This is a genomic window from Weizmannia agrestimuris (assembly GCF_943193165.1).
GTDB lineage: Bacteria > Bacillota > Bacilli > Bacillales > Bacillaceae_C > Weizmannia > Weizmannia faecalis.
Genome location: NZ_CALPDC010000004.1, coordinates 1 through 14,553, shown reverse-complemented (window position 1 = coordinate 14,553; position 14,553 = coordinate 1). Strand labels below are relative to the sequence as shown.

Annotated in this window: 12 protein-coding genes and 1 other annotated feature (1 of these 13 only partly in view); all 12 genes read right to left on the bottom strand. The window is 48.1% G+C overall.

Going from position 1 to position 14,553, the window contains the following annotated elements:
- Nucleotides 1-210 (bottom strand) — a binding site (T-box leader); it reaches 13 nt to the left of the window's first position.
- A 115-nt stretch (nt 211-325) separates the two neighbouring features.
- A complete protein-coding gene (locus tag NFR98_RS03315; protein ID WP_035188393.1) occupies nt 326-1,162 on the bottom strand; it encodes a putative sporulation protein YtxC in 837 nt (278 codons plus the stop codon).
- 125 nt (nt 1,163-1,287) lie between these two features.
- Nucleotides 1,288-2,223 (bottom strand): primosomal protein DnaI, encoded by a 936-nt coding sequence (gene dnaI, locus NFR98_RS03310; protein WP_035188395.1) that lies wholly within the window; start codon nt 2,221-2,223, stop codon nt 1,288-1,290.
- A 5-nt stretch (nt 2,224-2,228) separates the two neighbouring features.
- Nucleotides 2,229-3,626, bottom strand: a complete 1,398-nt coding sequence (locus NFR98_RS03305; RefSeq protein ID WP_251459687.1) for a replication initiation and membrane attachment family protein — start codon at nt 3,624-3,626, stop codon at nt 2,229-2,231.
- 14 nt (nt 3,627-3,640) lie between these two features.
- Nucleotides 3,641-4,099: a transcriptional regulator NrdR gene (nrdR, locus tag NFR98_RS03300; RefSeq protein ID WP_013859905.1), complete on the bottom strand. Its 459-nt coding sequence runs from the start codon at nt 4,097-4,099 to the stop codon at nt 3,641-3,643.
- A 284-nt stretch (nt 4,100-4,383) separates the two neighbouring features.
- Nucleotides 4,384-5,418, bottom strand: coding sequence for a glyceraldehyde-3-phosphate dehydrogenase (locus NFR98_RS03295; RefSeq protein ID WP_035188398.1), 1,035 nt, complete (start codon nt 5,416-5,418; stop codon nt 4,384-4,386).
- A 131-nt stretch (nt 5,419-5,549) separates the two neighbouring features.
- Nucleotides 5,550-6,152, bottom strand: coding sequence for a dephospho-CoA kinase (gene coaE / locus NFR98_RS03290; RefSeq protein ID WP_014097757.1), 603 nt, complete (start codon nt 6,150-6,152; stop codon nt 5,550-5,552).
- Between the two features lie 16 nt (nt 6,153-6,168).
- Nucleotides 6,169-6,807: a sporulation membrane protein YtaF gene (gene ytaF, locus NFR98_RS03285; protein ID WP_014097756.1), complete on the bottom strand. Its 639-nt coding sequence runs from the start codon at nt 6,805-6,807 to the stop codon at nt 6,169-6,171.
- A gap of 64 nt (nt 6,808-6,871) precedes the next feature.
- Entirely contained in the window at nt 6,872-7,705 is an 834-nt protein-coding gene (mutM, locus tag NFR98_RS03280; RefSeq protein WP_014097755.1) for a DNA-formamidopyrimidine glycosylase, read from the bottom strand.
- Nucleotides 7,706-7,740: 35 nt separating this feature from the next.
- Nucleotides 7,741-10,407 (bottom strand): DNA polymerase I, encoded by a 2,667-nt coding sequence (gene polA, locus NFR98_RS03275; protein ID WP_052123268.1) that lies wholly within the window; start codon nt 10,405-10,407, stop codon nt 7,741-7,743.
- Nucleotides 10,408-10,588: 181 nt separating this feature from the next.
- The gene (mdh, locus tag NFR98_RS03270; protein ID WP_014097753.1) at nt 10,589-11,524 is read right to left on the bottom strand and encodes a malate dehydrogenase; all 936 of its coding nucleotides are present in this window, start codon (nt 11,522-11,524) and stop codon (nt 10,589-10,591) included.
- 71 nt (nt 11,525-11,595) lie between these two features.
- On the bottom strand, nt 11,596-12,870 hold the full coding sequence (gene icd / locus NFR98_RS03265; RefSeq protein WP_014097752.1) for an NADP-dependent isocitrate dehydrogenase: 1,275 nt from the start codon (nt 12,868-12,870) through the stop codon (nt 11,596-11,598).
- Between the two features lie 197 nt (nt 12,871-13,067).
- Nucleotides 13,068-14,183, bottom strand: coding sequence for a citrate synthase (citZ, locus tag NFR98_RS03260; protein WP_014097751.1), 1,116 nt, complete (start codon nt 14,181-14,183; stop codon nt 13,068-13,070).
- Between the last annotated feature and the right edge of the window lie 370 nt (nt 14,184-14,553).

Below are 14,553 nucleotides of genomic sequence, written 5' to 3'. Positions count from 1 at the left end.
TTTGTACACGCGGTTCCACCCTCATTTCCGCACGTCTTTACGCGCGGCTTGAGTATGATAACGGAAATATCCGTCAGCCGCTACTGATTTTGTTCACGACTGAAGTTCGGAGGCGGTAAGCATCCTGTCCGTGCCGGAAAGCTTGCAGCCTGAGGCTTTCCTCTCTGAAAGGCGGTAACAGAATCCTGTTGTCCTCGTCATCACATTGACTTTTTCATTTCCAATTGATTATGTAAGTAATTATAGAAGTTTGCAATGAAAAAATCAAGGGATGGCGATTGATTTTATTGCCGTGCTGCATTTGCCCCCGGTTCAAGCCCCCTTTTTATTCACTGGCGGCGAATTGATCGTGCATAAAATGCATCCGGCTTTTCACGGCCACCCGTTCTTCAAAAATATTGCATATCGTACGAATCAAAGCCTGGTCCGGCGTATCCGTATAAATTTCAATCCGGCTGGGCGCAATCGATAAAAGCGGTGCAATTGTGACTGAGTCAATATAGACAGGGTGGTTGGACAGAAGCCTGCGGTCAATCAATCCGTTCAGTTCTTCCCTCGTCATTTCCCGGAATTGGCCGTTGTAAAATTTCACCTGTTCCCCGAGGCAAAGCTTTATTTTTTCCCTTTTTGGTTCTTTTTGCTTTAAGTAATCCCTAAGGCTTTGCACAAAAATCTGGTATTCCTGTTCCATTTTGTATTCGTCAATCGCAATGCCGATGTATCGGTCAAGACAGTCAAAATAGCCTTTTAAGCGGAACGTCAGCACGGAAGCGAGCGGCAATGTGCACGATTCGCCAACCAGCGGTGCGACCGCTCCTTCAATAGCGGCGCGTTCGTCGATCTCACCCGCCAGATCCGTCAGCTCCGGCCGCTCTCCTTTCAGCATGCCGTCTACGATTTCGAGTATCCGGTTTTGCTCTTCTTCCGCCTGAAAAAAATAGGCTTGTTTCAGTTGGTTACAAATCCACTCGTTTCTTTTTTTCTTCATGATGAAATTTGCAACGGCTGCCTGCAGTTCCTGTTTATTGCCGGCCGCTTCCACAACATAATGTATTTTCCCATGCAGCACTGCTTCCCGGATTTTCACAGTGCGCCGTTTTTCCTTTGCAAAATATGCTTTTATCCATAATGCATCATCCTTGTCCCTGATCAGGAATTCCAATCCAAGCCCCCCCTGTACGGTAAAACATTCTCGTTTGCTTTACCTTATGTATATGAAGCGGCATCAGCAAATAGAAGACGGGAAAGCGTTACGAAATGAAAAAGGCGGGCCCCCTCATGCAAGGGTCAGGCCCGCTGGTTCGGCCCCTCCATCCGGACAGGGGCGCTTAAATATTTGATGCGCTCGAGAATGCGCGCTGCTTTCAATTCTTCCTTTTCCCCGCGCTGGGTATAAGTGAAATGGTACTCTAAATCCTCATAGCTGAAATTGGATGTAAAAAAAGTGGGAAGGTCTTCCTGCATCCTGTATTGGAGAATCGGGCCGAGCACTTCATCCCGCGTCCAGCTCGAGTTCGTTTCCGCACCGATATCATCCAACATCAATACGGGCACTTGCTTCACCGTATCCAGCTTTTCCCCGGTGGAGTGGTCGCCGATCGAGTCCTTCATTTCGCGGAAAAACTCAGGCACATACACGATTAAAGAAGAGACCTGTTTCCGGTCCGCCAGCTCGTTCGCAATTGCACCAAGCAAATACGATTTGCCGACGCCGAAATTGCCGTATAAATATAGTCCCTTCATTTTTTTGCCCGGCTCGTATTCACGGACAAAGCGATGCGCAAAATCGTATGCATCAAGACGCCCCATTTGTTCAAGGAAAAAATCACCAAAGGACGCCTCCAATATTTTTTTCGGCATGTGCATGCTTTGGATCAGCCTGCGCGTTTTATTGCGCTCATCCTCCAATATTTTCTTCTGGCACCTTTTATAGTGGATCTCAATATTGCCATGTTCAATAACGAGTTCCGGCACATACCCTTTCATCATATTCACGCATTCGCCAAGGCTTTTGCACCGGCTGCAATTTTTTTCCTGTGAAATGAATTCGTACAGTTTCATCCAGCTTTTTTCAATCATCGATTTTGTGACTTCACCGTGGTGTGCATCCAAAAAAGCGCGGATGTCGGGATGCGTGATGATTTCCTGCTTCATTTCTTCATAACGCTTGCGGAAACTAGGATTGGATGAAAGCCTTTTGAGTGTCTCATTTATGTTTTCCACCGCCTTCACCCTTTCTTGTATTGTTCACGTATTTTTTCAAGCCTTTTTCTTTTTTCTTCCATTGACTCGCCATCGGCTTGGACCGCGGTCGCAGTGGTTTTTTGGTCTTCTTTTTTAAACCAGTCCGGCAGCTTTTCAACCCGGACCGGCTTTCTCCGTCCGGTGCCGTTCTTCTCTTTATTGTTCAGCCATTGTTTGTACTGGCGGTCTTCTTTTTTGGCAAACGCCATCGCTTCCTTGGCGGTTTTCAGTTTTTTGCGCGCCCAATGGGAAGCCACTTTTTCTAAATAATTTTTCGACAGCTTCATATCGGTTTTAAATAAAACATATTGGATTAGTACATTTACAACCCCAAGGGGAAGCTGCTGGGCAAACATGACTTCTTCAATGGCGGCAAGATCTGCTTTCGCCGGTTCGCTGCCGCCCGAAAAATCGATCAGCATTTGTCTCGGAGAAGTCGTTTCCAGGTAGCGGAGGAATTTCTCCTCATCGTTTTCCGGCTCTTTTTGTTCTTTCGCATCCGCTTCTGGCTGGAAGCGGTCAACAAGGCGTGGCAGTTCGTCATGATGTTCAATCTGGTACCAGCTGCGCGCGATTTTCCGCAAATCCTCCACCCGGATTTCCAAGTCTGCCGTCAATGCCTGGAGCAAAATTTTCTTTATGTCCAGCTCATTTAAACCGTATAAAAATGAAAGCTTCACAATCGCTTCTCTGACTTCCGGCGTAATGGCACGCAGCGGAATCAGTTCATCACGTAAGTTTGCATATAAAAGGTCAAAATTAAAATGGGTGTTTTCGATTTTTATGACCGGGGCGGCGGTTTTTTCGATATAGCGGCGGTTTTCTTCCAGTCGGCTGATTTGCTGCGCTTCCGCCTCATTCAGCACTTCGGGGCCGATTTTTGCGGCATACACATCCTGGAATGAGCGGGTGATGTCCCGGTACTCACCCGGTTCTACGGCGCGGTCGGAGAAGAAGTGTTTCAACCGCTGGAAATGTGTTCTGCCGAGCTGCCGGTACAGGAAAACATTTAACAAACCGTCGTTGAAAAACTGTTCCGGGGACAGGGGCGGCTGCAGTTCGTATATAAACATGCGGATGTCGTCCGTTTGTTTCATATATGTTTTCAAAAGCCCAATGCCTTCAAGCTTCAGCCGGGCTTCGTAAATTTCAGACAAATTCATGGATAAAAAGCTCATCAGATGGTAATGGTTCCAGTCTTCGGACCAGAGCCGGCCGACTTCCACTTCATTCCATAATGTCATATACAGGCTGTAACATTGCGGCCCGATTAACGGCTGGTACAGGAGCGAAATGACCTTTTGATCGTAGTCCTGAAGCAGGCCGTTTGACGATGCACGATAACGGTCAGCTGGCTGTATTTCATTCCAAATCGGTTTCATAAAAGGCACTCCGTTTAAGCATTCTTGTTGAGCAATTCTTTCAGTTCATCGAGAAAAACATTCAAGTCTTTAAATTGGCGGTAAACGGAAGCAAAGCGGACATAGGCCACTTCATCCACTTTCGACAGCCTGTCCATCACCATTTCCCCGATCAGGGTGGAACTGACTTCTGTATATCCTTGCCTGCGGATTTCTTTTTCGATCTCCATGGAGATTTTTTCAAGCTGGTCCAGCGACACAGGCCGTTTTTCACACGCTTTAATCAGCCCGCGCAAAATTTTCTCACGGTTAAATTCTTCGCGGTTGCCGTCTTTTTTCACGACAATGAGCGGGGTTTCTTCCACTTTTTCAAACGTGGTGAAGCGGTACGAGCAGTCTTCGCATTCACGCCTTCTGCGGATGGAACGGCCTTCGTCCACCGGCCTTGAATCGATCACACGCGTATTGTTGCTATGGCAAGACGGACATTTCATATGAACCCCCCGTTCTGATACATTCTTACTACCATCATATATAAAAGAAGGCGAATAGACAACAGAAAGGTTTATCCTATTCCCGAAAGAAATTTATACATGCAGAACATATTGGATGTATCTTCTGTTTGTATATCCGGAAAAGTCCTCACTTTTCATCTATCCATCAATAGAATAGAAAGGTTTACACTTCTATTTCGTCAGCGTCCCGCACAAGTCATCCTCCGGCGCGGCTCTGAAAACTGGTAACGAAAACGGAGCAGGCTGGTGCTGCTCCGTTCGGCTTAGGCAATATTGATTTTCCCGGTTTCTTCCATTTTTTCCGCGACGAGCTGTGCCAGTTGTACGACGCGGCAAGAATAGCCCCATTCATTATCGTACCAGGCCAACACCTTGACTTTGCTTCCATCCATGACCATCGTGGATAAGCCGTCGACAATGGCCGAGTACGGATTTGTCGTATAATCCGAAGAAACGAGCGGCACTTCTGTATAGTCCAAAATGCCTTGCAGCGAGCCTTTCGCCGCCGCCTTAAATGCATCATTCACTTCTTCTGCCGTCACTTCTTTTTTCAAATCGACGACAAGGTCCACTAGCGATACATCCGGGGTCGGAACACGCAGCGCCATGCCGTGCAGTTTCCCTTTCAGTTGCGGGAGGACAAGGCCTAACGCTTTTGCCGCCCCGGTTGTCGTCGGAATGATCGATTTGCCACAGGCCCGGGCACGCCTTAAATCTTTATGCGGATTGTCGATATTGTTCTGGTCATTCGTATAAGAATGGACTGTTGTCATCAGGCCGTTTACAATCCCGAATTGTTCATCAAGTACTTTCGCGACCGGTGCCAGGCAGTTTGTGGTGCAGGAAGCGTTCGAGATAATATGATGCCGCTCGATATCTAAAACGTTTTCATTTACCCCTAAAACAATCGTGACATCTTCATTCTTCCCGGGCGCTGTCAACAGTACTTTTTTCGCGCCTGCCTGAAGATGGAGCGCGGCTTTTTCCCTTGCATTGAATTTTCCGGTTGCTTCAATTACCACATCAATATCCATTTTTCCCCACGGCAGTTGGGCCGGATTGCGTTCCGCCAAAAGCCGGATGCGTTTGCCGTTCACAATGAGTGCTTCCTCTTCTTCCACTTCCACTTCTCCGGGAAATACGCCGTGGATGGAGTCATATTTAATCAAATGTGCCAGTGTTTCCGCCGGATAGCAGGCATTCACCGCCACAATATTTAAAGCGTTATCCATCATGGCTTTTCTGAAAACCATTCTGCCGATGCGGCCGAAACCATTAATCGCAATTTTTGTTTCCACAGTGCAGACAACTCCTTCGAATAATAAATGACATACTTTTAATCCATTATTCATCAATTAGTATATCATATTTTAAAAGTTATGTAGCGTTATTCCCCTATTTTTGCATAAAAAAAACCATGATGTACCCATCATGGAACGAGCTGCCAATCTGACACGATTTTTTCAAGCTGCTGTTTTGTTTCCTCCAGGCTGCCATTGTTGTCGAGCACCGCATCCGCCAGTGCCTTTTTTTCGCTCAGCGGCATTTGCGCCCGGATCCGCATCTGCGCTTCTTTTTCTGAAAGGCCGTTTCGGGTCATTAATCTCTTTAACTGCGTCTCTTCATCCACGTAAACGAGGATGGTGCGTTCAACCATATAGGTAAGCCGGCTTTCAAAAAGAAGCGGGATATCCAGAAAGACAGTTTTTTTCCCATTTTCAATTGCCCGGTCCTTTTCCCGCGTCATCCAGGCCCGGACTGCAGGGTGGACAATGCTGTTTAGTTTCATCCGGAGTGCTTCATCCGCAAAAATGAGTGCCCCGAGTTTTTTCCGGTCAAGCGTGAGATCTTGCAGCAAAATCCCTTCGCCGAACGCTTCAATGATTTGTTCATACGCAAGTTCGCCGGGTTCGACCACTTTTCTTGCGGCAATATCCGCATCGACAATCGTAAACCCTTTTGTTTTCAGCATATTGGACACCGTGCTTTTGCCGCTTGCAATCCCGCCTGTTAAGCCGATAATCTTTGCCATACTCCCACCTGCCTTGTTAAAACTTGCATATACCGATCAAAATGAGGAGAACACCTGGTATAAAGGAAATTTTCCGGATCCATTGCAGCCGGGAAAACAGCATGCCGAGCCGGATGCCGGAAGAGACAAGCAAAAAGCTCATGCCGGCAACAAGGAAACTGAGCAGAAACGGGGAGTAGCCCATGATGCCCGCACCGATCCCGGCACCGAATGCATCGAGCGAGAGCGCAATCCCAAGCATGACCGCTTCGATTCCCGTAATGGCCCCGGAACGGTCAAAATCCGCGCTCGTCGGTTTTTTCAAAATATGGATGACGACGCCCAATGAGCGGATTTCAAAGTTGAGCACGACCTTTTCCCCGGGTTCTTCTTTTTCGTCGTTTGACCGGAAAAACTGGACCATCACCCATGCCCCGATCAAAATTAAAATCACGCCGCCAATCCGGTTTGCCGTTTCCGGGCGAATCCAATGGAGTAGGCTCTTCCCGAACAGCACGGAAAGAAATAAAGACGCCCCCGAACAAACGGCGATGATGAGGAGGGACTTAAGCGGAATCTTCATCTTCCGCAGCCCGTATGTAAAACCTGTGCTGAAATTATCCATGCTGACCGCCAATGCCAATAGCAAAATCGAAAGCCGGAAACCCACGGCCATCGCCCCTTCCGTTTTGCATCGCTGCTATTAGTGTATGGAGGGGGCATGGCCAATGTTCAACCTGTTATCTGCGTTTCTTTTGGCAATTCGGGCAGTAATGGGTGCCGCGGCCTGCTGTAACCATCTTTTCAATCGGGGTGCCGCATTTCCGGCACGGCTCCCCTTTCCGGCCGTAAACATACAGCTCGAGCTGGAACATGCCCATCTGTCCTTGCGAATTTACATAGGAACGGACCGTGCTGCCGCCTTTTTCAACGGCTTCCTGCAACGTTTGAATGATCTCGCTGTGTAAAAGATGCACGTCTTTTTTTGTCAGTGACTTTGCTTTTCGCTCCGGATAGATGTGAGCACGGAACAAGGATTCGTCCACATAAATGTTCCCGAGCCCGGAAATGACCGTCTGATCGAGCAAACAGGATTTGACATTGCGTTCCGTTTTCTTTAGTTGGCCGTATAAATATTTTTCCGTAAACGTATCGGATAGCGGCTCAGGGCCGAGTTTTGAAAGCGGGAGAGAGGACAATTCCTCCCCCTTTAAAAACAAATGCATTGTCCCAAATTTGCGGACATCTTTGTACCTTAGTTCCTTTCCGGATTGAAAATGAAAAATCATATGCGTATGCTTTTCAACCGGTTCATTTTGGTCATAAACCCGGTATCGCCCTTCCATGCGCAAATGGGAGACAAGCGCGTAATGGTCCGTGTAAAAAATGAGAAATTTGCCGCGCCGCCCGAGCGAACGGATCGTTTCACCGGCCAGAGCATCGGCAAACGCCTCTGTGTGAAGCGGCTTTTTGACCATTTTTGGCAAAAGCACCGTTACGCTTTCAATCGTTTCGCCAGCAACGAGCTGTGCCAGCGTTCTTCGTATCGTTTCCACTTCCGGTAATTCCGGCATGCTTGATTCCTCTTTCCTTTCTTTGTTGCCTGCAGCTATTTTGCATCAAACCAGGTCGGCCCGTATGCGGAATCCACTTTCAGGGGAGCGGCGAGATCTACGGCATGCTCCATCACTTCCGGCACAATTTCTTTTAACACTTCAATCTCTTCTTCCGGCGCTTCGAAAATCAGCTCGTCATGGACCTGCAGCAGCAGCCGCGCCCGCAGTTTTTCTTTTTTCAGCCTTTTTGCCATATCGATCATCGCTTTTTTAATAATATCAGCTGCACTTCCCTGGATCGGTGTATTCATGGCCGTCCTTTCAGCAAAGCTGCGCAAGTTGAAATTCCGGCTTGTAATTTCCGGCAAGTAACGCCGCCGCTTTAAAAGGGTGGAGACATAGCCTTTTTGCTTGGCTTCCCTGACAATTTCATCCATATATTCCTTGACGCGCGGGTAGGACGCAAAATACCGTTTGATAAATTCGCCGGCTTCCTTGCGGGAAATGCCGAGATTTTGCGAAAGCCCGTAGTCGCTGATGCCATATACGATCCCGAAGTTGACCGCTTTTGCCTGGCGCCGCATCTCAGACGTTACTTCTTCCGCTTTCACATGGAAAACTTCCATCGCCGTTTTCGTATGGATATCCATGCCTTCGCGGAACGCTTCAATCAGCTTTTCATCGCCGGAAATATGGGCGAGCACCCGCAATTCCACCTGCGAGTAATCCGATGAAAAAATAAGCCAGCCTTCTTCCGACGGGACAAACGCTTGACGAATTTTCCGGCCTTCTTCCATGCGGATCGGGATATTTTGCAAATTCGGATCCGTCGAGCTGAGGCGGCCGGTCTGCGTCAATGCTTGGTTAAAACGCGTATGGACTTTGCCATCTTGGTGGACCACTTTTAAGAGCCCCTCAATATAGGTGGACTGGAGTTTCCCAAGCTGCCGGTAATGAAGGATTTCCCTGACGATTTCGTGGGCAGGCTCCAGTTTTTCGAGCACATCGGCAGACGTGGAGTATCCCGTTTTTGTTTTTTTAATGACAGGCAGCCCCATTTTTTCAAAAAGAATGACGCCAAGCTGCTTCGGCGAATTGATGTTGAATTCAGTGCCGGCCATGCTGTAAATCCGCTGCTCAATTTCATGAAGCCGGAGTTTAAATTCTTCGCCCATTTCTTTTAACCGGTCGGTATCGACTTTCACGCCGGTGTATTCCATATCCGCCAAAATAAGGGAAAGTGGGAGCTCGAGTTGTTCAAACAGTTCAAGCTGGCCGTTGTTTTTGAGCGCTTTTGTGCAAGGTTCGCAAAGGGCATCTATCGCTTCCGCTTTCCGGGAAATATGCTCGGCGTACCGTTTTTCCTCGGGCAGCTTCCGTTTCGCGCCTTTTCCGTAGACAGCCTCATCCGTTTCCACGTTCCCATAATCATGCGTTTTTGCCACCGAGGCAAAATCTTCGACCGTATCGGAAGGATTCAAGAGATAGGAAACGAGCAGCAAGTCAAAGTCGGTCCCACGCAGGTCTATGCCGTACCGTCTCAAAGCGACAATTGAACGCTTTGCATCGTAGACGTGTTTGATTTTGCTTTCATCTTCCACCCATTTTTTGAACGCTTCGGAAGAAAGTGCGTCTTCCGCCCGGAGGAAAAAGAGCCCTTTTTCGTTTTTTAAACCGAACCCGATGATCTCGCCAGTATGGTAATTTTCATCGAGAATCTCCACATAAAAAGAAGAAACATCGGCAAACAAGTTGTCCGTAATGTCTTCGGCAATGGAAAAAGAAATGGCTTCCAGTGCCGGTTTTTCTTCCGTCGGGGTGTCCCCGCCCATTTTTTCAAGCATTGATTTAAAGCCCAATTCCTGGTACAAATGCCGTAATTTTTCCGGGTCGGCGTGCTTGTATGCCGCCTGTTCAATGGAAATGGAAAGCGGAATGTCACGGTGAATGGTGGCGAGTTCTTTGCTCATCAGCGCCTGTTCTTTGTTCGCCTCCAATTTTTCCTGCAGTTTTTTCCCGGATACTTCCCCGATATGGTCAAGCAGCTCTTCCACCGTCGGGAACTGTTTTAACAGCTTAATGGCTGTTTTTTCCCCGATGCCCGGCACGCCGGGAATGTTATCGGATGAATCGCCCATCAGCCCTTTCATGTCGATGATCTGATGCGGCGTTAACCCGTATTTTTCCTCGACATGCGCCGGCGTGTAGGCTTCCATATCGGTGATCCCTTTACGCGTAATCATTACCGTTGTTTTCGGCGAAACAAGCTGCGTCATATCTTTGTCGCCGGAGATGACTTTCACAATAAACCCTTCTTCTTCCGCTTTTTTCGACAGGGTGCCGATGATGTCATCCGCTTCGTAATTTTCCAGTTCGTACCGTTCAATCCCGTGGGCATCGAGCAGTTCCCGAATCAGCGGGAACTGTTCGGACAGTTCCGGCGGGGTTTTTTGGCGCGTTCCTTTATATTCGCTGTATGTTTCGTGGCGGAAGGTCGTTTTGCCGGCATCAAACGCCACCAAAATATGCGTCGGCTTTTCCTCTTCCAATATTTTGGAAAGCATCATCGTAAAGCCGTAAACCGCATTCGTATGTATGCCTTTGTCATTGTTCAAAAGCGGCAAAGCAAAAAACGCCCTATAGGCAATGCTGTTTCCATCAATTAAAATCAATTTTTTCAAAACCAAAACCTCCCGGAAAAATGGAGAATATCCGTTCATATTCCTTTCCCCATTTTACCATGATTCGGCGCAAAGGAAAAATCGCGGCGCTTTTAAAAAAATAAATGAAATATTGCCGCTAAAAAAGGCGCGATCATCACCTTTTCCAGCAATTTTTAGAGGATCAGACGCGAAAAAAAGCCCCAAACCCTTCATGCGGATTTGGAGCAGGATTTTCTGTTTATGCGAGGGCATCCATGACTTTCCGGACGGAGGCGGCGGATTTGTCAAGCGCTGCTTTTTCTTCCGGTGTCAGATCGAGTTCGATGATTTTTTCAAGGCCGTTGCCGCCCAAAATGACCGGAATGCCGAGATAAATGCCGTTGTAGCCGTATTCGCCTTCGAGATAAGCAACGGCAGGCAGGATGCGGCGCTGATCTTTGGCAATGGCTTCCACCATTTCCGTTAATGCTGCTGCGGGCGCATAATAAGCACTGCCGTTACCAAGCAGGTTCACGATTTCCCCGCCGCCTTTTCTTGTCCGTTCCACAATTTTATCGAGGCGCTCTTTGGGAAGTAATGTTTCGAGCGGAATGCCGCCTGCGTAAGCGTAACGGACGAGCGGCACCATCTCATCGCCATGGCCGCCGAGCACAAAACCGGTAACGTCTTTGACGGAGACGTCCAGTTCCTCTGCGACGAAAGCGCGGAATCTTGCCGTGTCGAGCACACCCGACTGGCCGATTACGCGGTTTTTCGGAAAACCGGATGTTTGATAAACCGTGTAGGTCATTGCATCAACCGGGTTCGTCAGTACTATCAGCACGGCGTTTGGCGAGTATTTCACAATTTCCTTTGTCACGTTTTCCATGATCTTTTGGTTTGTCTGCACAAGGTCGTCCCGGCTCATCCCCGGTTTGCGCGCAACGCCCGCCGTGATGACGACAACATCGGAATCCTTTGTGTCTGCATAATCGGACGTGCCGGTGATCTTTGCATCAAACCCCTGTACCGGGGATGCTTCAAACATGTCCAAGGCTTTCCCTTTTACCGGGTTTTCCATTTGCGGGATGTCAACGAGCACCACATCCCCCAGTTCTTTTTGGGCAATCAGAAACGCCGTTGTCGCCCCTGTAAAACCGCCGCCAATGACCGATATTTTTTTCCTTTTCAGCATGACGAGCCCCCTTTGTTTAAATGTCAGCCGGCTGTAAAAAGGCAGCCGGCTTGCCGTAAATCATTTGTCCGTTATTTCCCCATGTTTTTAATCAGTTCATCGCCAAATTCAGAGCATTTGACTTCTCTTGCGCCATCCATCAGGCGGGCAAAGTCGTATGTGACCACTTTGGATGCGATCGTTTTTTCCATCGAACCGATAATCAATTTTGCCGCTTCATTCCAGCCCAAATGTTCAAGCATCAAAACACCCGACAAAATAACGGATGAAGGGTTCACTTTATCCAAGCCGGCATATTTCGGTGCCGTTCCGTGCGTCGCTTCGAAAATGGCATGGCCGGTTTCGTAGTTGATGTTCGCGCCAGGGGCAATCCCGATGCCGCCGACTTGTGCAGCGAGCGCATCCGAAATGTAGTCGCCGTTTAAGTTCATCGTTGCGACGACGTCAAATTCGCGCGGACGGGTCAAAATTTGTTGCAGGAAGATATCGGCAATCGCATCTTTGATAATGATCTTGCCGTTTGCTTCTGCTTCTTTCTGCGCCTGGTTGGCAGCATCCGCGCCTTTTTCTTCTTTAATGCGGTCGTATTCGGACCATGTGAAGACTTTATCGCCGAATTCCCTTTCCGCCAGTTCGTAACCCCAGTTTTTAAACGCGCCTTCCGTAAATTTCATGATATTGCCTTTATGTACCAGCGTAACGGATTTGCGCCCTTCTTTGATCGCATAGTTAATCGCAGCGCGCACCAGCCGTTCCGTTCCTTCTTTCGATACCGGTTTGATGCCGATACCGGAAGTTTCCGGGAAGCGGATTTTTTTCACGCCCATTTCATCTTGCAAAAACGAAATGACTTTTTTCACTTCCGGTGAACCTTCTTGATATTCAATGCCGGCATAAATGTCTTCCGTATTTTCGCGGAAAATGACCATATCGGTATCCTGCGGGCGTTTAACCGGGGAAGGGACACCATCAAAATAACGGACAGGGCGCAGGCAGACGAATAAGTCGAGTTCCTGGCGCAGCGCAACATTCAGCGAACGGATCCCGCCGCCGACCGGAGTGGTTAATGGCCCTTTAATGGCAATGAAATATTCGCGGATCGTGTCAAGCGTTTCCTGCGGCAGCCATTCCCCTGTTTTATTAAACGCTTTTTCGCCTGCATAGACTTCTTTCCAGACAATTTTCTTTTCGCCTTTATAGGCCTTCTCAACAGCCGCATCCAATACGCGCTGTGCAGCCGCCCAAATATCAGGGCCGGTGCCGTCCCCTTCGATAAATGGAATAATCGGGTGATTCGGTGTGTTTAATACGCCGTTTTCTACGGTGATCTTTTCTCCTTGTGCCATTTCAAAATCTCCTCCAGTCCCAATATCAGTTTATACTTGTTGTGTACACGGAATGAACCGGCCCCGTGCAAGGTCCTGAGCCGGTCCTTCCCCACCTGATGCACGCTTGCCCATCCCTAAATACTTCCAGGCACGGGCGGGCGTTTTAAGAAAATAACGGATACATTCAGCCGGGATGGTTCCCCGCCAAGGTCCCGTTACCGGTCTTCAAGCGGAACGTACTGGCGCATGCCCGGGCCAATATATTCCGCGCGTGGGCGGATAATCCGGTTGTTGGCGTATTGTTCCAAAATATGGGCGATCCATCCGGAAATGCGGCTGACGGCAAAAATCGGCGTAAACAGGTCATGATCAATGCCGAGGCAATGATAGACAGATGCAGAATAAAAGTCTACATTGGCAGGAATGCCTTTTTCGCTCGTGACAATTTGCTCAATTTTTACCGACATATCATAATATTTACGCTGTCCGGTCAGCTCTGTCAATTTTTCCGACATTTTTTTCAGGTGTTTTGCACGCGGATCGCCTTTTCTGTAAACGCGGTGGCCAAAACCCATAATTTTTTCTTTGTTGATGAATTTTTCATGCAGGTAATCTTCCACTTTATCGACCGAACCGATTTCCGTGAGCATTTTCATGACCTGCTCATTTGCGCCGCCGTGGAGCGGGCCTTTTAATGCACCGATTGCAGCGGTAACGCCGGAATAGATGTCGGAAAGCGTCGCAACACAAACGCGTGCAGTAAAAGTGGATGCGTTCAGTTCATGGTCCGCATGCAGTACAAGCGCTTTGTTAAAGGCTTCCACTTCAATCGGTTCCGGTTCCTTTTCTTTTAACATGTACAGGAAGTTTGCGGCAAAACCGAGATCTCTGCGCGGTGCGACAGGTTCTAGGCCTTTCCTGACCCTTGCGAAAGCGGCAACAATTGCCGGTATTTTTGCCTGCAGCCGGATGGCTTTGCGCAAGTTTGCTTCCCGGTCCATTGCATCTGCTTCATCATCGTAAAGCGCGAGTGCGGAAACAGCGGTACGGAGCGCGGCCATCGGGTGCACTTTCCCGATCGGGTAAGTTTTAAAGCTATCCAAAATTTCTTTCGGCAATTCCATATGATCCGCCAGTTCCTGCTTAAATGTTTCCAGTTCGGATTTTGTCGGCAGTTTTAAATGCCACAGCAGGTAGACGACTTCTTCAAAGCTGGCTTTTTCTGCTAAATCATCAATGCCGTAGCCGACATATGTAAGCGTGTCATCGATGATCGAGCTGATTGAAGTTTCACTTGCAACGACCCCCTCTAGACCTCTTGTTGCTGTCATGCTTATCTCTCCTTCTCCTTAAGGTTGTTTCCCCCATCTCAAACGTAGATAAGTTGATTTCGGGGTATATATTTTTCTGCGGAATAAATAACGGTTGCCGGCCGGCAATATGCAAGCGATCACATACTCTATTATAATATAATAATTATATTTGTCTATTTTTTGACGTACATGCGCCCGCTTACATAAATCATTATAAACAATTTTCAAACACATTGGTACAGAAAAAAGCCAAATTTCTTCTTTTAGTATAGCGCTTTCGCAGCCGTGCTGGCAATCATTTTGATTTTAGCGTATGTGTCAAGTTTTTCTCGACAAGGTTTAAATATCGGGTATTCCAAGACACTCTTTTTGTACACTTTCGGCTACC